Here is a 17,731-nt window from a genome sequence, read left to right on the forward strand (position 1 = left end):
AAGGGGAGGGTATGGGGCTCAAGCCAGCAGATGCGCCAGCAGCGCCCTTAGCTGCGCCGGTTTCAGCGGCTTGCGCATCAGTTCGATGCCGGCGGCGCGGGCGGCTTTGGCGACGGCCTCCGATCCGTCGGCGGTGACGATCAGCGCCGGCACGGCGCGGCCGAGATAATCGCGCACTTCGGCTATTGTTGCGGTGCCGAGGTCGCCGTCGTCGAGATGCTGGTCGGCAATGACGATGTCGGGCACCCAGTCGGTGTCGCCGAGCAGGCTGAGCGCATCCTCGGTCGAGGTCGCGGCACGCACCAGGCACTGCCAGCGCTCGAGCAGGAAGGTCATCGCCTGCAACACATCGGCGTCGTTTTCGACCAGCAGCACCTTGGTGCCGAACAGGCCGTAGCCGCGCGGCCGCTCCATCTCGGCAAGGCTGGCGATGGCGTCGGCGCTGGCGCCGATGCCGACCGGCACATCGATGTGGAAGATGGTGCCGCGCCCGACTTTCGACGAAAACGTCACGGGGTGGCCGAGCGCGGCGGCCATGCGCCGCACGATGGCAAGGCCCAGCCCCAGCCCGCCGCCGGAAATTCCGGTATCGGCCGGAATGGCGGAGCCGCGATGGAATTCCTCGAACACCGCCTCGCGCTGGTCGTCGGGAATGCCGCAGCCGGTGTCGGCGACATCGATGCGGATGGTGTCGCCGCGATGCCTGGTGCCGACCAGCACGCCGCCCGAGCGGGTATAGCGCAGCGCATTGGACAGGATGTTCTGCAGGATGCGGCGCAAAAGCGTGCGGTCCGAACGCACCACGGCGCTGACCGGGCGGAATTTCAGTGTCAGCCCCTTCAGCTTGGCAACCGGCTTGAAATCCGAGCGCAGCGACGAAAACAACGTCTCCAGATTGACGTCGCCAATGTCGGGCTGGACCACGCCGGCGTCGAGCTTGGAAATGTCGAGCAGCGTGCGCAACAGGTCTTCCATCGTCTCCAGCGAGCGCTCGACCTGACGGACGAGTTTCTTGCCCTCGTCGCTGGTCTGCACTTCGGCCAGTGCCGAGACCGAGAGGTGGGCGGCGTTCAGCGGCTGCAGCACGTCATGGCTGGCGGCGGCCAGGAACCTGGTCTTGGACAGGTTCGCCAGCTCGGCGTTTTCCTTGGCGGCGCTGAGGTCGATGTTCGACTGTTCCAGCCGGCGCAAGGTCGAGTGCAGTTCCTCGGTGCGCATGCGCACCCGGTTTTCCAGTGAAATTGCAGTCTGGAACAGCGAGAAGGCATTGCCCTGCTGGTCCATCGAGCGCTCGACGCGGCTGACCAGAGCGGCGTTGATCTTCTTCAGCCTGTCGACGTCGTCGATGTCCCTGAGCGGCATGGGCTATTCCGCCGCCTGGCGTTCGCCGAAGGCGATGCCGGTGAAAGTCTGGTTGAGGTGCATCGAACGATACTGTTCGCCATAGGTGCCGAAGCCGATGACATTGTTGACCCGGTAAAGCTCCGAAATGTCGCGGAACACCTGGCGGTTGCGGGCGTCGAGCCGGCGCAGCACGCAATCGAAGCCGAGGATCATGTCGATGCCGCCGAGCCGCTCCTCGACGTCGCGCAGTGCGGCGCGCGTCGATTCCACCATGTCCTTGGGCTGGGCGATGGACAGCACGACGCCGTCGTCGATGGCGCAGAAGAACGACAGCGAGCCGTCGGGATGCATCTTCTGGATCGAGCGGCAGTAGTATTCGCCGCCCACCTTCACCACAACGGGGTGAGAGGCGAAGCTCAGCGGCGTCAGGTTCTGCGCAACGATGCCGACCGAGGCTGCATATTCCTCGGCCGCATTGGTGGCGTTGAACTCGCGCACGGTGCGGTGGTCCGGGTCGGATGCCGTCACCACCAGCTTTTCGTCGGTGGGGATGAAATTGTCGGTCTTGAAGACGTGGAAGGGAATTTCGGTAGCAATCAACACGATGATGGCGCTGTCTGACGCCACCTTGCCGTTCGAAATCAGACTGGTGGTTTCGAATTTGAGGTCGTCGCCCGCCGAACCGCCGAGCAGCGGGATGTCGTCCAGCCCCCAATGGATGGCCGAGGTCACCGCTTCCTCGGCAAAGGACAGGCCGTCGATGAAGCAGAGCGCGAAGGTGCTTTTGGTATGGCAACAGCCGAGGCGCCCGCGCAGTAGGCGCCGCAGGGCCTCGACTTCATCAGTGATCCTGTCCATGCCCGACGAGGAGAGATTGTCGACCATGGTGCTGACCGCCGAAAACGACGCGGAGGGAAAGAGCAGCGCCAGCACATGGCCTTCCTCCAGGCCCTGGGGGGTAATCTCGCCGGCGGTCGAGCAGGCGGCGTAGGCCAGCGTCGGCGCGTGGGTCTTCAGCCCTTGCGAAAGGACGCTCGCGTCAAACAGGCTCTGGGAGAAGAACAGCAGGGCAAAGCCGGCATCGATGGCTGCGGCCTCGACGGCGACCGCCAGGGCGAATGCATCGGCGTCGGGCTCGTCGGTGGTGAGCGCCGACAGACCGGATGCATAGCTCGTCCGTGAACTGGCCAGAGGCTTCCTCCCGATATCCTCCGACGCTTCCTGCGCGCGCCCGTTTTACGTCTCTCGGCGCGCTGGCGTCGAGGGCATTGTTGCCCCCTATTCGCTCTTTGGCAATGGGGCGGACAGGCCCATGATTTTCGTTTTCTCCATGACCGAAAGTACAATGAGCGCCGTGTGTTTTTTGCGCTTTGTGCAGTGTACCAATAGCGCATGGCCGAGCGCCAAAGCCGCATCGGCAGCATGACTACCAAGGTCATACCCAGGGAGGATGCATGTCGGACGTTTCGTTTGTCGTGAACGGAAAACGGATCAGCGGCGCTGCCGAGGACCGAACGCTTCTGGTTCATTTCCTGCGCGAAAATCTTGGTCTCACCGGAACGCATGTCGGTTGTGACACCTCTCAATGCGGCGCCTGCGTCGTGCATGTCGACGGCAAGGCGGTGAAGTCCTGTTCGATGCTGGCCGTGCAGGCCTCCGGGTCGACCGTGGTGACGATCGAAGGGCTTGCCAATGGCGGCGACCTGCATCCGATGCAGGCCGCGTTCAAGGAACATCATGGGCTGCAATGTGGCTTCTGCACGCCGGGCATGATCATGACCGCGACCGACATGATCGCGCGCCATCCCGAAGGCCTCGATGAGGCGACGGTGCGCGCCGAGCTCGAAGGCAACATCTGCCGCTGCACCGGCTACCACAACATCGTCAAGGCGATCCTCGCCGCATCGCAGACTATGGCGAAGGTGCCGAAGGGCAGGGCGAAACAGGCAGCGTAAGAAAGAAGCGAGTAGCGAATAGGGAGTAGCGAGTAGTCGGTTTAGCCGAACCGCTCCGAGCACAATTCCCTACTCACTAATCACTATTCGCCACTCACTATTCGCTATTCCGGAGGAATTCCTATGGGCATTGAAGGCATCGGCGCTCGGGTCGTGCGCAAGGAAGACAAACGCTTCATCACCGGCGCCGGCCGCTATGTCGACGACATGGTGGTTTCCGGCATGAAGCATGCCGCTTTCGTGCGCAGCCCGCACGCGCATGCTCAGATCAAGAAGATCGACGTCAGACGAGCGCAGGCGATGCCCGGCGTCATCGGCGTCTTGACCGGCAAGGAGCTCAAGGCCGACGGCATCGGCAACCTGATCTGCGGCTGGATGATCCATTCCAAGGACGGCTCGCCGATGAAGATGGGCGCGTGGTCGCCGCTGGCCGTCGACAAGGTGCGCTATGTCGGCGACGCGGTCGTCATCGTGGTGGCGGAAACCAAGGGCCAGGCCCGCGACGCGGCCGAAGCGGTCGAGATCACCTACAAGGAATTGAAGGCGGTGGTCGATGCCACTAAGGCGCTGCAAAAAGGTGCGCCGCAGGTCCATGCCGAAGCCGAGGACAATCTTATCTTCGACTGGGAGATCGGCGATGCCAAGGCGACCGACGCGGCGATCCAGGCGGCGGCCCATGTCACCCGCATGAAGATCGTCAACAACCGGCTGGTTCCCAACGCCATGGAGCCGCGCGCTGCGCTTGGCCATTACGACAAGGCCGAGGACCATTTTACCTGCTGGACGACGTCGCAGAACCCGCATGTCGCGCGGCTAGTGATGAGCGCCTTCTACAATGTCGCGCCGGAAAACAAGCTGCGCGTCATTGCGCCCGATGTCGGCGGCGGCTTCGGCTCGAAGATCTACATCTATCCCGAAGAGATCGTCTGCCTGTGGGCGTCGAAGAAGACCGGCGTGCCGGTCAAATGGGTTGCCGACCGTACCGAAAGCTTTCTCACCGACGCACATGGCCGCGACCATGTCTCGACGGTCGAAATGGCGTTCGACAAGAACAACAAGATCACCGGCTTCAAAGTCGACACCATCGCCAATCTCGGCGCCTACATGTCGCTGTTCTCGTCTTGCGTGCCGACCTATCTCTACGCGACGCTGCTGTCGGGCCAGTACAACATCCCGACGATCCACGCCAATGTGCGCACCGTCTACACCAACACGGCACCCGTCGATGCCTATCGTGGGGCAGGGCGGCCGGAAGCGACCTATTTGCTCGAACGCACAATGGAGACCGCCGCACGCGAACTCGGCGTGTCTCCGGCGGAGCTTCGGCGCGCCAATTTCATCACCGAGTTTCCGCATCAGACGCCGGTCATCATGAACTATGACGCCGGCGACTATGGAGCTTCACTCGATGCGGCGACACAGGCGTCCGACTATGCCGGCTTTGCCAAGCGCAAAGCGGCGGCCGCCAGCCAGGGCAGGCTGCGCGGCATCGGCATGAGCTGCTATATCGAGGCCTGCGGCATCGCGCCGTCGGCGGCCGTCGGTTCGCTCGGCGCCGGCGTCGGTCTGTGGGAATCGGCCGAGGTGCGGGTCAATGCCGTCGGCACGATCGAGGTGCTGACCGGCTCGCACAGCCACGGCCAGGGCCATGAGACGACCTTCGCGCAACTGGTCACCCAGCGCTTCGGCGTGCCGCTCGACTCGGTGTCGATCGTCCATGGCGACACCGACAAGGTGCAGATGGGCATGGGCACCTACGGCTCGCGCTCGGGCGCGGTCGGCATGTCGGCAATTGCCAAGGCGCTCGACAAGGTCGAGGCCAAGGCCAAGAAAATCGCCGCCCATCTGCTCGAGGCCGACGAGGGCGACATCGTCATCGAGAATGGCGAGGTCAAGGTTGCCGGCACCGACAAGAGCCTGCCCTGGTTCCAGGTGGCGCTTGCCGCCTACACCGCTCACAATCTGCCGGCAGGCATGGAGCCGGGACTGAAGGAAACAGCCTTCTACGATCCGGCGAACTTCACTTTCCCGGCGGGCTGCTACATCTGCGAGGTCGAGATCGATCCGGAAACCGGCACGACCGAGATCGTCCAGTTCGTCGCGGCGGACGATTTCGGCAACATCATCAACCCGATGATCGTCGAGGGTCAGGTGCATGGCGGCATCGCCCAGGGCATCGGCCAGGCGCTGCTGGAAGGCGCGCACTATGACGATAGCGGGCAGCTGCTAACGGCGAGCTACATGGACTACACCATGCCGCGCGCGGACGACCTGCCGTCATTCAAGGTGTCGACCTCGAACACGCCGTGTCCGAGCAATCCGCTCGGCATCAAGGGCTGTGGCGAGGCCGGCGCCATCGGCTCGCCGCCGGCGGTCATCAACGCCATCACCGACGCTTTGGGGATTGTGGACATCGCCATGCCAGCCTCGCCGTCAACGGTGTGGGCGGCGATTAGGGCGAAGAAATGAGTGAGTAGGGAGTAGTGAGTAGGGAATGGGCATTACCGGAGATGACAGCGTCCCTATTCCCTACTCACTACTCACTACTGCCTAACCACTTCAGGGGAGGATCCCATGTACGCAGTCAACTACCACCGCGCCGCCTCGGTCGCCGACGCCGCCAAGCTGGTGAAGAGCGGCGACGCCAGGCTTTTGTCAGGCGGCATGACGCTGATCCCGGCGATGAAGACGCGGCTCGCCGCACCGTCCGACCTGATCGACCTGTCGCGGATCAAGGAGCTGCAAGGCGTCAAGGTGTCGGGCAAGACCGTCACCATCGGCGCCGCCACAACCCATTACGACGTCGCCAATGACGAGAAGCTGCGGAAGGCCTGTCCGGCGCTTGCCCACCTTGCGTCGCTGATTGGCGATCCGGCGGTGCGCCACAAGGGCACGATCGGCGGCTCGGTCGCCAACAACGACCCAGCCGCCGATTATCCGGCGGCGCTCTTGGCGCTGGGCGCCACCATCGTCACCAACAAGCGCGAGATTTCAGCCGCGAAATTCTTCACCGGCCTGTTCGAAACGGCGCTGAAAGAAGGCGAGATCATCACCGCGGTGAGTTTTACCGCGCCGGCCAAGGCTGCTTACGAAAAATTCCGCAACCCGGCCTCGCGCTATGCGATCGTCGGCGTGTTCGTGGCAAAGGGCAAGGACGGGGTCAGCGTTGCCGTTACCGGCGCCGGCGATGACGGTGTGTTCCGCTCGAAGGAGATCGAAGCAGCACTGGCGAAGAATTTTGCCGCATCGGCGCTCGACGGCGTGAAAGTGCCGGCGAAGAATTTGATGACCGACCTCCACGCTTCGGCCGAATACCGTGCCAATTTGATCGCCGTGATGGCCAAGCGCGCGGTGGCGGCAGCCAACGCCTGACATCATAAAGCTACTGACAAGGAAAGGGGCCATCGCGGCCCCTTTGTTCGTCTGTGGCGGGCTGTAACTGCCCAGTCCTTGCGGGTTCGCTGCCACGCGCAAATCCGTTGTTTCAGGTAATTCCCGTGCAAGAACAGGCGCATACTTCCCAAGGGACTGCCCAGCCCCATTCTCGCACTTGCACAATCTGATATTGCACTGCAATATGTATAGCTTGGCGGAACACGGGGTGGATTCTGCGCGCGGCGGTGTGAGCTGCGCCAAGATCTTGCGTCGTAGAGGATCGGCATGGCCGACATCTCCGCAGCGTCTGTTGCCCTGCCGCGGGCCACAGCCGACAAAGCAGCCAGAGCAAGACTGGCCTATCTCGATGGTTGGCGCGGGCTTTCGATCGCACTGGTGCTGATCGGCCATTTCTTCCCCGTTCCCGGGATCAATCTCGGCGTGCTCGGCGTCGAGTTCTTCTTCGTGCTCTCAGGCCGGCTGATGGGCGAGATCCTGTTCATCGAACGCTTTCCGCTGAAAAAATTCTTCAAGCGCCGCTTTTCGCGCATCTATCCCGCGCTGCTGGTGTTCGTGACATCAGCCATGATCGGGCTCTCCGGCACCTTTATCGGCTTCAAATGGAAGGCGGCGCTGACGGCGCTGACATTCACCTACAACTATGCCGGAATTCTCATCACCCGCGCCGGCGCGCTCGACCACATCTGGTCGCTATGCGTGGAAGAGCATGCCTACATCATCCTGGCGCTGATCAGCGTGGTGGTGACCGGGCGGGGTAATGTCGTTCGGCTGCTGGTGACGCTGTCGCTGCTGGCGATGGCCAATGGCGCCATTTCGTACTGGGCACTCGGCATGGATTACGAGCACAGCTATTGGCGCACCGATGTGCATATCGCCTCGATCCTGCTGTCGGCATCGATCTGCCTGCTCAAGCACGATGACCGGCTGCCGGCATTCCTGACGAGCCCCTATGTCAGCCTCGTGTCGGCGGCGGCGGCTATATTGCTGTTCCTCGATCCGGTGCCGACGCCGATCCATTACCTACTGGCGGTGCCGTTGCTGGCGCTTGCCGTCAATACGCTGGACACCAGCAACTGGCATCTTACCGGCCTGCTTTCATCCAGGCCGATGGTGATGATCGGGCTATGGTCGTACTCGCTCTATCTCTGGCAACAGCCCTTCTACAAATTCGTCGCCGAGCAGGGCAGTGCACCGATCCCGATGCTGGCGGCTGTCTTCGCCTGTGCATTATGCAGCTACTATCTGGTCGAGAAGCCCGCGCGGGCCTGGCTGAACCGGAATTGGTGAGGGCTACGGACTCCTAATCTTATGCTGCCGTGGCGATCTGCTTGCCGATCATCAGCCAGCGATGCGTCAGCCCGCAATCTGCCTGAGGTAGTAGCGCACGGTCTTCTTGCCGCCATGGATCACCGCGTCGCCGACCTCGGCGAAGCCAAGCGCGGCATGGAAGGCGTCCGAAGCCGGATTGGGCGGTTCGGCATTCACCTCGCACGTGACGATGCTGTGGCCCGCGCGTGCGACTTCCCCGAACAGATCCTCGTAGAGCCGGCGGGCATGGCCGCGGCCGCGCGCTTGCGCCGCGACGACGACGCGGTCGACATAGACGAAGCGTGGATAGCGCTCGCGGAACCAGAGGAAATTCGGGCTGTCGTAGCGCGCATCCTGGTCGAAGGTCATGATGAAGGCTTCGAGCGCGCCGATGCGCCTGACGTAAAACGCTTCGCCAAGCAGGAAGGACAGCCGTTCGGGCTCGAGCCATGACAGTTCGGCGGCGTGCTCGTTGTTGAGTGCGAGGATGGCCGCTTCGTCCTGAGGCGAGACACGGCTGATCGGCGACGGCCCACTCACGGCTTCGCTCATCATGCTCTGGCCGCCGCAATCGTCGCGGCAACCAGCGCCCCATCGGTGACTGTGGTGCGATACTCGCGGTCGAGATCGGTGCCGCCCATGCCGACTTGCGGGTTGCGGTAGGCCATGGCGCTCGGTACGTCCTTGAGCGCGGCGAAATGCAGTTCCGTCAGCCCGGTTGATGCCAGCACCCCGGCGATGTTTTCGGGGTCCAGCGCGCCGCAGCCGAGGGTGATGATGCGGCCGTCGGCCTGGCGGACGAGATCCGCCAACAGGCCGGCGCCTTCCACCGCGGTGTCCCTCTGGCCGCTGGTCAGCACGCGGCCGACCTTGCAGCGGATTAGCGCTTCCAGCGCCTCGGCCGGGTCGCGCGTCATGTCGAAGGCGCGGTGGCAGGTAACGGCGAGCGGACCGGCGGCATCGACCAGCGCGCCCATGCGGGTTTCATCGATGGTGCCGTCGGCATCGAGGCAACCGACAACGACGCCGGCGACGCCGAGGTCACGAAGCGCTGCGACATCGGCGAGCATCGAGCTGTATTCGGCCTCGCTGTAGAGGAAATCGCCGCCGCGCGGCCGCACGATGACATGGAAGGGAATGGTCGCGCTCTCGAGTGCGGCGCGCACCGTGCCGAGGCTGGGCGTGATGCCGCCTTCGACCAGGCTGGCGCAGAGCTCGACCCGGTCGGCGCCGGCGGCCTGCGCAGCCAGCAGTCCATCGATGCCTTCGACGCAGATTTCGATCAGGGGGCGAGCATTTCCGGCCAAGGGGCGATCCTTCATGATTGCATGACGGCCAGCCCTAGCATCGGCTCGGTTGGCGGGGAAGCCGGAACAGCCAGTCGCTGCTTGGGCCAGCCCGGCAACCCTGCCTAGGTCCGTAGCGAGAGATCTATTGTTTCTGCAGCACCGTGTTCTTGGCGCCTTGTTCGACCTGGTCGATGACCAGCAGCTTGACCGGGCCGTCGCCGATGTTGGTGGCCTGGTGCCACTGGCCGATCATCTCGATGATGAAATCGCCCGTCTTGTAGGTGTTGCTGTTGCCGGTCTCGACATTCGTCACTTTGAGTGTCCCGGCCTCGACATAGGCGTAGCGGGCAAACGGGTGCTTGTGCACCGGCAGAGTGGCGCCGACCGCAATGTCATAGGCTGAAACCAGGACCTGGACGTTTTTCTGCGGCAGCACGATCGGCTGGCCGGACGCCGTCTGGCTGCGATCGGCAAGCGGTGTGACGACAACCGGCGGGATGGTACTGTCCAGCGCCCGAGCGGGGTTTGCAGATAGCGCTGCCGCGAACAGCAGCATCGATGCCAGAATCTTTCGCATGGTTCCTCCAGGTTCTACCGCCACCGCGCGGCGCGACGCCAAACTTCTATCTCTCGTCAGTTACTGGAGACACAACGTCATCCGCCGGTGCCGTCGTCCATCATCGTATTCGTGAGCGCTTCATAGATGTTGCTGCATACCTGGGACCGCGGACAGTGTTTTACGATGAATACCGGCACGACAGTCAGTGCGGCGGCGATCAGGATTTGCAGGAAGAGAGGAGCAGGCTCGAAGCGTTTGCCAAACAAGGCTCGGCAAGCGAAGTAGAGACTTTGAGCCAGGCATGCCCAGACAAGGACATGCAACAGCGTGCTCGTTGCTCGGGCATAGGGCGTTATGTATCCGTCGGGAAAGCCGACCATGCCAAGGTCGACGAGCCACTGCAGAGCCAGAACGCAGGACAGGCATGCCCACAGAAAGAGCGCCACGCGGGTAACCAAAACTCTGCTGCGATCCACGCTCATGTGCGATCGAAGCACAACTGCGCTCGGTCTTCCAGAGCGGCTGCTGCGTGGCTTGGAGTGTGGCCTATTTCAGAGTGCGCAGCGTGATCGAATAGCGGTGCCCGGCGACCGGCGGAATGCTGTGCTCCCACTCGTGGCGCGCCGGGCCGTCAATGAGATAGACAGATCTCGGCTGAACCTCGATCGTCTTGCGATCCCATTTCGAGCCGTTTTTTCGGCGCAGCCGAAAGCTGCAGGGCGCCAGCAGCGAGACGCCGGCGACGAGATCGAAATGCGGCTTGTCGCGATGCCAACCTATGCCCGCGCCCGGCCGATACTCGTTGATGAGCACTTGCGCGAATTCCGTGGCCTGCCTGCCGGCAAAATCCGCGACCTTGTCGCGAAGCGGCAGCAGGAATTTCGGGATGGGCGGCGCTTCGACGACCTGGCGCCGGTCGTAGTCGTAGCGCCAGCCGAAGCCGGCGACCTGCCGGTTGGCAAGGTGGCCGTGGAAATCGAACGGCTTGAAGGACAGTTCATTGAGGTGACGGACCAGTTCCGCCTCTTCGTCCGTTGTGATCAGGCTAGGCCGGTAAGAAAATCCTTCCGGCAGCGTGTCGGCCGCGCCGAAGAGATCGCCCTGGCTGGCATACGCTGTTGTACTGGATTTCGTCTGTGCCATCTGACGGAGAGATAGGAAGCCTCGCCACCCGGGCAAGATTCGGCGTTGTGGTGCGCCTCCCTGTCGGAACCTCCGCATCGTTGCGGCATTACGCATGTTCGAAGCAGGATTTGGGGCGAAAGATTTGGGGACGAAGCAGGATTTCGACATGCCGTCCACCGCCATCCGCAACACCCATTACGACCCGTCGACGAAAATCCTCTCGGTCTGGTTCGTCCCGAGCGGAGCCCGCTACGACTATGAAGAGGTCGAGCCCGAGACCTATGCGGCGTTCCGGGCCGCCTTCTCGAAAGGGCAATTTTTCAACGAGTTCGTGCGCGACCGCTACCGGTTTCACTTGGTTGAAGAAGGGCGTCCGCGAGCAACCGGGTTCTGAAGGTGCGGTGATCCGTATAAGGTCGCGAACCCCAATTGCTTTTCGAATTGACTTGTTTCAACCTGCTTTGTGGGGACGGACAATGCCGTGGTCGAGATGGCCATAACATTGGGGGAGGCAGCTTTTGAAATGCATATTGATTATACTCGGCGTGGTAGGTGTCCTGTCTTCCGCTGCGTCTGCAAAAGATAATCGACAACACATCGACCCTGCCTATCAAAAAAACATCAACTATCTGGCCGGGCTGTCCGACGCCCAGTTGAAATTGGTCGTAACATGGTCAGCTAACGTCATCGCCGTTACGACGCGATGCCCGGCGCTGCAGCTGACTCCAGACGGAAAATCCAAAATAACGGCGATATACATCTTGTACGATGTGCAAGATAAACACCTGATGCCCAATCCCCCCAAATTCAAGAGAGCCATCAGGTTTTATGAAGGCGCTTTCCGCACGGCGGCGCAACGCACGGACAGCTGTCGGGCGGAGAAAGCCAAGGACCCGGGAAGCTACCGGTAAATAATTGTCGGCATGATCGACTAGAAGTGATTTGGCTCGCCGGAACCCCCGCGAAGCGCTCTCTATAGCCCTTCGCCAAATCGCCGCGAGAACTCACGGCCCGAAAACGCGACCGGACCGCGCGGACGCGCTTCGCCTTGCTCCCACCGTCACCTCGCGACCGAGCCCCCGCGAAAATGGACCTGGAGGCTTCTAACGCGGGAATCGAACGTCTGGAAAGGCAACGGCGCTCTGGCTTGGTTGAATTCTCGGCCGCCACCGCGGAAATCGTGCGGACGGAATCCAAACGGGCGCCGTATAGCCGCTCATCAAAGCCCTGTTCAACTCCTCAATTCGTGGTAAGGTGATTATACCAGTTAATAACATGACGATCGGCGCGGCCGTCGTTTAAAGCGGGAGTAGGGATAGATGACGACGATTGCGCTGCTCGGTGCCGGCGGCAAAATGGGCTACCGACTGTCGACCAATTTTCGCGGATCGCCCTACACGGTACGCCATGTCGAGGTCAGCGAGGCCGGCCGAGAGCGGCTGAAGACCGGACTGGGCCTTGACGCGGTAAGTGCCGATGCGGCGCTCGACGGGGCGGATATCGTCATCCTGGCCGTTCCCGACACGCATATCGGCAAGGTGGCGGCTGATATCGAGAGCAAACTGGCGACAGGCACAATGGTGATAGTGCTCGATGCGGCCGCACCCTTCGCCGGCCATCTGCCCAACCGGCCGGACCTGACCTATTTCGTCACCCATCCCTGTCATCCGCCGATCTTCAACGACGAGACCGACATGGCGGCCAAGAAGGACTATTTTGGCGGCGTCAAGGCCAAGCAGCATATGGTCAGCGCGCTGATGCAGGGACCGGAAGCGGATTACGCCAAGGGCGAGGCGGTCGCGAAAATCATCTGGGCGCCGGTCATGCGCTCGCACCGTGTCACCGTCGAGCAGATGGCGCTGCTGGAGCCCGGTTTATCGGAGACGGTGTGCGCATCACTGCTTGTCGTCATGAAGGAAGCCGTCGACGAGGTCGTCGCGCGTGGCGTCGACCAACAGGCGGCGCTCGATTTCCTGCTCGGCCATATGAACGTGCTCGGCGCCGTCATTTTCGGCGAGACCAAGGGTGTGTTCTCCGACGCCTGCAACAAGGCGATCGAATTCGGTAAGCCGGTGCTGATGCGCGACGACTGGAAGCGGGTGTTCGAGCCGGAAGAGATCGCCGCGAGCATTCGGCGCATTACCTGAGAAAGGCCGAGTCGGGGGCTTGCCGGAGCGCCTCGGTGGCTCGACACACCCGCCATGACACACATTGTTTTTGCTCAGTGGGCACATGTCACCTCAATTAGTGATTGACTCATCATACCAGTTGGCTTAGCTGTTGATGGCTTGGGCAAGGGTTCGCGGGAAGTACGAAGCCTGGGCGAGTGGAGGGACGGCGAGGGAGCAGCGATCGTTTGGGAAGCCCGCACTGGCATTCAGCCTGAACCGATCGGCGGCCCGCTTTGCGCGACGAATTCGAATGCAGAGGCCTTGATTGATCAAGGCAATTTTTCAAACGGGAGGACATCATGAAACTCACACGCAGAATGACACTTGCGGCGTTCGCCGGCATGCTGGCGCTTGGCACGGCGGTGCCCGCCTATGCGGCCGACCTCATTGCCATCATCACGCCCTCGCATGACAATCCGTTCTTCAAGGCGGAAGCCGTCGGCGCCGAAGCCAAGGCCAAGGAACTCGGCTACGAAGCGCTGGTGCTCGTCCATGACGACGATGCCAACAAGCAGTCCGAATTGATCGACACGGCGATCGGTCGCGGCGCCAAGGCGATCATCCTCGACAATGCCGGCGCCGACGCCACCGTCGCTGCCGTGCAGAAGGCCAAGGACGCGGGCGTGCCGTCGTTCCTGATCGATCGCGAGATCAACGCCACCGGCGTCGCCGTGGCGCAGATCGTCTCCAACAACTACCAGGGCGCCCAGCTCGGTGCGCAGGAATTCGTCAAGCTGATGGGCGAGAAGGGCAATTTCGTCGAGCTGGTCGGCAAGGAATCCGACACAAATGCCGGCATCCGCTCGAAGGGCTATCATGACGTCATCGACGACTATCCGGACCTGAAGATGGTCGCCCAGCAATCGGCCAACTGGAGCCAGACCGAGGCTTACGCCAAGATGGAATCGATCCTGCAGGCCAACCCTGACATCAAGGGCGTCATCTCCGGCAATGACACGATGGCGATGGGCGCCTATGCGGCGCTGGTCGCGGCAAACCGCAAGGACGTCATCGTCGTCGGCTTCGACGGATCCAATGACGTGCGCGACTCCATCACCGCGGGCGGCATCAAGGCAACCGTCCTGCAGCCGGCCTATGCGCAGGCGCAGATGGCGGTCGAGCAGGCCAACGACTTCATCAAGAACAAGAAGTCGCCGGCCAAGGAAAAGCAGCTGATGGACTGCGTCCTGGTCAATGGTGACAATGCTGCCAAGTTGGAAACGTTTGCGCTGACCAACTGAGCCGGCGTGACATGAACAGCGAGGGGCGACCCAAGGGTCGTCCCTCGTCGGCATTTTCCGTGGGTATTGATCACATGCTCAACAAGCCATCATGCTGAACAACAAGCCGACCTGGCCGATCCTTGCCGTGATACTCGGCATCAGCTTGACCGCCTGCAAGATCCTCCCGACCCCTTCGGGGGGCAGCGGCAATGCCGCCGTCTTCAATCCGGACAAGATGGTCGAGGAGATCTGGGCGGCGAAGGTCGTGCCTTACCTCCAGCAGAAGGCCGGGCCGTTTGCCGAGGTCCACGCTCTGGCGAAAACCGATCCTGCTTCCGCTGGCGCCAAATATGGCAATCCGAAGAAGCAGGCGAATTCGCCATGGACCTTCGCGGTTCGCGTCGAGGGCAAGATCATCGCCGCCAACACGCAGTCGCGGGCAGCGACCATGGATGTCGATGTCGACGGCGACGGCAAGGCCGATGCGCGGGTACAGATCGGACCGGCGATGCGCGGAACCGCGCTGCGCGACAGTCTCGATTTCATCCAGTTCAACGATTTTACCAACCAGATCGACTTCGCCCAGTTCGGCAAGGCGTTCAACGCCTATGCCGTCAAGGCCGTGCTTGCCAAACTGCCGCGTGACGCGCTGGAAGGCCGGACCGCCAAGGTCCTCGGCGCCTATACGCTCGAAAACGGCCAGGACCTGCCGCTGGTGACGCCGGCGGAGGCAGAAATCGGGCCGAAGCCATGAGCGCTGCGGTTGCTCACGATGTCGTCTTGAAGCTGGAAGACGTCTCGAAGGTCTATTCCGGCACCGTCGCGGTCAAGCGCGCGAATTTCGAGGTACGCAAGGGGGCGGTCAATGTGCTGGTCGGCGAAAACGGCGCCGGCAAATCGACGCTGATGAAGATTATCGCCGGCGTCGAACAGCCGACGCTCGGCCGGATCCTCCTGGAAGGGGAGGAGGTCTCCTTCTCGTCCTCGGGCGACGCGGTGAACCGCGGCATCGGCATGGTGTTCCAGGAGCTGAACCTGTTTGGCAATATGACCGTCGCCGAGAACATCTTCGCCACGCGCGAGATCACCAACCGGTTCCGCAAGATCGACCGCAAGGAACAGGAGCGCCGTGCGGCGCAATTTCTCGAACGCCTGCAGGCCGGGATCCGACCGGACATGCTGGTCGAGGATCTGCGCATCGGCCAGCAGCAGCTGGTCGAGATCGCCAAGGCGGTTTCGCTCGATGCGCGCATCCTGATCATGGACGAGCCGACCTCGGCGCTCAGTGCGGCGGAAGTCGAGATCCTGTTCAAGGTGATCGCCGACCTCAAGGCGCGCGGCGTGGCGATCGTCTACATCTCGCACCGGCTGGAAGAGCTGATCCGCATCGGCGACTACATCACGGTGCTGCGCGATGGACACATCACCGGCCAGGAAGAGATGAAAAACGTCGACACGCGGTGGATCGTGCGGCAGATGATCGGCTCCGACGCCAAGGATTTCGCCAAGGCCGACGGCCATGTTCCCGGCGAAGAAATATTCCGCGCCGAGGACATCTGCCTGCCGCGCGCCACCGGCGGGCTGGCGGTCGATCACGTCTCGCTGTCGCTGAGCGCCGGCGAGATCCTCGGCATATACGGCCTGATGGGCGCCGGGCGGAGCGAGCTGTTCGACTGCATCATGGGCCGCCATGGCCAGGCTACCGGCGCGATCTTCATCGCCGGCAAAAAGGTCAAGGAGCGCGACACGACGCGGCGTATCCGGCGCGGGCTGGCGCTGATCCCCGAAGACCGCCAACGCGAAGGGCTGGTGTCGATCCTCTCCGTCGCCAGCAATCTGACACTGGCCAGCCTGTCGCGTTTTGTCCGCCTGTTTCACATTCGCGGCGGCCAAGAGAAGCAGGCGGTGACGCAGATGGTGCGGGAACTGGCGATCAAGGTCGCCGACCCGGCGCAGGAGGTCTCATCGCTGTCGGGCGGCAACCAGCAAAAGGTGGTAATCGGCAAGGCGCTGCTCACCGGGCCGAAGGTGCTGCTGATGGACGAGCCCAGCCGCGGCATCGATGTCGGCGCCAAGGCCGACGTCTTTCGCACCATGCGCAAACTGTCGCGAGACGGGCTCGGCATTCTGTTCGCCACCTCCGATCTCGATGAGGTGATGGCGCTGTCCGATCGCATCGCGGTGATGAGCAACGGAAAACTGACCGGCATGTTCGATCGCGCCGAGGCGACGGAGGCAGCCCTTGTCGCCGCCTCGGCACTTGGCCACGGACCGGCCCCGCACACGGAGAACCCATGACTGACATCCCGGCCAAGGCGGCTGCCCCCTCCGTCTCGAGCGGCTCGCTGCTGCTGACGCTGATGAAGGCGAGGACCTTCATCGCGCTGATCGCCGTCTTGGTCTTCTTCTCGATCGCGGCGCCGAATTTCCTGTCGACCGCCAACCTGATCCTGATGTCGAAACATGTGGCGCTGAACGCCTTCCTCGCCATGGGCATGACCTTCGTCATCATCACCGGCGGCATCGATCTCTCAGTCGGCTCGATCGTCGGCCTGTGCGGCATGGTCGCCGGCTATTTCGTGCTCAACGGCATCGACCTGCAATTCGGCTACACCATCTATTTCAACGTCGTCGAGATCGCGCTGATCACGCTGGCGGTTGGCATATTGATCGGCGCCGTCAACGGACTGCTGATCACCAGGCTGAACGTCGCGCCGTTCATCGCCACGCTCGGCGTGCTCTATGTCGCGCGCGGCCTGGCGTTGCTGTCGTCGGACGGCCGCACCTTCCCCAACCTCGTCGGCAAGCCGGAGCTTGGCACCACCGGGTTTGGTTTCCTCGGCGCCGGGCGGCTGCTCGGCCTGCCGGTGGCGATCTGGATACTGATCGTCGTTGCGCTGGCGGCGGCCTACCTCGCCAAATACACCCCGCTCGGCCGCCACATCTTCGCCGTCGGCGGCAATGAACGGGCGTCGCGAATTTCGGGCGTTCGTGTCAACATGGTGAAAATGTTCGTCTACATGTTCTCCGGCTTCTGCGCGGCGATCGTCGGCCTGATCATCTCGTCCGAATTGATGGCCTCGCACCCGGCAACAGGCGAAAGTTTCGAGCTCAACGCCATTGCGGCGGCGGTGCTCGGCGGCACCTCGATGTCGGGTGGGCGCGGCACGATCGGCGGCACCATTGTCGGCGCCTTCGTCATCGGCATTCTTTCGGACGGGTTGGTGATGATGGGCGTGAGTTCCTTCTGGCAGATGGTGATCAAGGGCCTTGTCATCATCGTCGCCGTCGTCGTCGACCAGGCGCAGCGCCGGCTGCAGAGCCGGGTGACGCTGATGCAGATGGCAAAGGCAGGCTGAGC

At 62.5% G+C, this 17,731-nt stretch carries 18 protein-coding genes; 11 read left to right on the top strand and 7 right to left on the bottom strand.

From position 1 onward, the window contains the following. Positions 1 to 18: 18 nt before the first annotated feature. On the bottom strand, positions 19 to 1,362 hold the full coding sequence (locus ACYG9R_RS23420; protein ID WP_023672626.1) for a hybrid sensor histidine kinase/response regulator: 1,344 nt from the start codon (positions 1,360 to 1,362) through the stop codon (positions 19 to 21). A gap of 3 nt (positions 1,363 to 1,365) precedes the next feature. Next, positions 1,366 to 2,550 (bottom strand): FIST signal transduction protein, encoded by a 1,185-nt coding sequence (locus ACYG9R_RS23425; RefSeq protein ID WP_352653838.1) that lies wholly within the window; start codon positions 2,548 to 2,550, stop codon positions 1,366 to 1,368. A gap of 248 nt (positions 2,551 to 2,798) precedes the next feature. On the opposite strand from ACYG9R_RS23425, the gene ACYG9R_RS23430 reads away from it, so the two are divergent. The 4 genes from ACYG9R_RS23430 to ACYG9R_RS23445 all read left to right on the top strand — a co-directional run bounded on the left by ACYG9R_RS23430 (position 2,799) and on the right by ACYG9R_RS23445 (position 7,982). Continuing rightward, complete coding sequence (locus ACYG9R_RS23430) at positions 2,799 to 3,299, top strand: (2Fe-2S)-binding protein (RefSeq protein ID WP_023681712.1); 501 nt, start codon at positions 2,799 to 2,801, stop codon at positions 3,297 to 3,299. Between the two features lie 123 nt (positions 3,300 to 3,422). Then, a complete protein-coding gene (locus tag ACYG9R_RS23435) occupies positions 3,423 to 5,768 on the top strand; it encodes a xanthine dehydrogenase family protein molybdopterin-binding subunit (protein WP_023707866.1) in 2,346 nt (781 codons plus the stop codon). A gap of 105 nt (positions 5,769 to 5,873) precedes the next feature. Next, complete coding sequence (locus ACYG9R_RS23440) at positions 5,874 to 6,671, top strand: FAD binding domain-containing protein (protein ID WP_023672622.1); 798 nt, start codon at positions 5,874 to 5,876, stop codon at positions 6,669 to 6,671. Between the two features lie 288 nt (positions 6,672 to 6,959). Then, complete coding sequence (locus ACYG9R_RS23445) at positions 6,960 to 7,982, top strand: acyltransferase family protein (protein ID WP_023735274.1); 1,023 nt, start codon at positions 6,960 to 6,962, stop codon at positions 7,980 to 7,982. Between the two features lie 66 nt (positions 7,983 to 8,048). On the opposite strand, the gene ACYG9R_RS23450 is transcribed toward ACYG9R_RS23445, so the two are convergent. The 5 genes from ACYG9R_RS23450 to ACYG9R_RS23470 all read right to left on the bottom strand — a co-directional run bounded on the left by ACYG9R_RS23450 (position 8,049) and on the right by ACYG9R_RS23470 (position 10,994). Then, the gene (locus ACYG9R_RS23450; protein WP_023746795.1) at positions 8,049 to 8,555 is read right to left on the bottom strand and encodes a GNAT family N-acetyltransferase; all 507 of its coding nucleotides are present in this window, start codon (positions 8,553 to 8,555) and stop codon (positions 8,049 to 8,051) included. Continuing rightward, positions 8,555 to 9,310, bottom strand: a complete 756-nt coding sequence (locus ACYG9R_RS23455; RefSeq protein ID WP_245259995.1) for a copper homeostasis protein CutC — start codon at positions 9,308 to 9,310, stop codon at positions 8,555 to 8,557. The genes ACYG9R_RS23450 and ACYG9R_RS23455 overlap by 1 nt, the downstream gene beginning before the upstream one ends. 124 nt (positions 9,311 to 9,434) lie before the next feature. Then, positions 9,435 to 9,869 carry a cupin domain-containing protein gene (locus ACYG9R_RS23460; protein WP_023823039.1) on the bottom strand — a complete coding sequence of 145 codons (435 nt, stop codon included), beginning with the start codon at positions 9,867 to 9,869 and terminating at the stop codon, positions 9,435 to 9,437. A 77-nt stretch (positions 9,870 to 9,946) separates the two neighbouring features. Continuing rightward, positions 9,947 to 10,333, bottom strand: a complete 387-nt coding sequence (locus ACYG9R_RS23465; protein ID WP_023730737.1) for a hypothetical protein — start codon at positions 10,331 to 10,333, stop codon at positions 9,947 to 9,949. A 64-nt stretch (positions 10,334 to 10,397) separates the two neighbouring features. Further along, the gene (locus ACYG9R_RS23470; protein ID WP_023672616.1) at positions 10,398 to 10,994 is read right to left on the bottom strand and encodes an alpha-ketoglutarate-dependent dioxygenase AlkB; all 597 of its coding nucleotides are present in this window, start codon (positions 10,992 to 10,994) and stop codon (positions 10,398 to 10,400) included. 148 nt (positions 10,995 to 11,142) lie between these two features. On the opposite strand from ACYG9R_RS23470, the gene ACYG9R_RS23475 reads away from it, so the two are divergent. The 7 genes from ACYG9R_RS23475 (at position 11,143) to ACYG9R_RS23505 (ending at position 17,729) form a co-directional block, all read left to right on the top strand. Then, entirely contained in the window at positions 11,143 to 11,370 is a 228-nt protein-coding gene (locus ACYG9R_RS23475; RefSeq protein WP_023691072.1) for a KTSC domain-containing protein, read from the top strand. Between the two features lie 136 nt (positions 11,371 to 11,506). Continuing rightward, entirely contained in the window at positions 11,507 to 11,887 is a 381-nt protein-coding gene (locus tag ACYG9R_RS23480; RefSeq protein ID WP_023805419.1) for a hypothetical protein, read from the top strand. A 408-nt stretch (positions 11,888 to 12,295) separates the two neighbouring features. Then, positions 12,296 to 13,123, top strand: coding sequence for a phosphogluconate dehydrogenase C-terminal domain-containing protein (locus tag ACYG9R_RS23485; RefSeq protein WP_023823038.1), 828 nt, complete (start codon positions 12,296 to 12,298; stop codon positions 13,121 to 13,123). 323 nt (positions 13,124 to 13,446) lie between these two features. After that, complete coding sequence (locus ACYG9R_RS23490) at positions 13,447 to 14,388, top strand: D-ribose ABC transporter substrate-binding protein (RefSeq protein WP_023823037.1); 942 nt, start codon at positions 13,447 to 13,449, stop codon at positions 14,386 to 14,388. 91 nt (positions 14,389 to 14,479) lie between these two features. Continuing rightward, on the top strand, positions 14,480 to 15,124 hold the full coding sequence (locus ACYG9R_RS23495; RefSeq protein WP_023823036.1) for a DUF2291 family protein: 645 nt from the start codon (positions 14,480 to 14,482) through the stop codon (positions 15,122 to 15,124). After that, positions 15,121 to 16,668 carry a sugar ABC transporter ATP-binding protein gene (locus ACYG9R_RS23500; RefSeq protein ID WP_023823035.1) on the top strand — a complete coding sequence of 516 codons (1,548 nt, stop codon included), beginning with the start codon at positions 15,121 to 15,123 and terminating at the stop codon, positions 16,666 to 16,668. The genes ACYG9R_RS23495 and ACYG9R_RS23500 overlap by 4 nt, the downstream gene beginning before the upstream one ends. Then, a complete protein-coding gene (locus tag ACYG9R_RS23505) occupies positions 16,665 to 17,729 on the top strand; it encodes an ABC transporter permease (RefSeq protein ID WP_023823034.1) in 1,065 nt (354 codons plus the stop codon). The genes ACYG9R_RS23500 and ACYG9R_RS23505 overlap by 4 nt, the downstream gene beginning before the upstream one ends. The last annotated feature ends 2 nt before the right edge of the window (positions 17,730 to 17,731 follow it).

The sequence above is a fragment of the Mesorhizobium sp. RSR565B genome, from assembly GCF_054719465.1.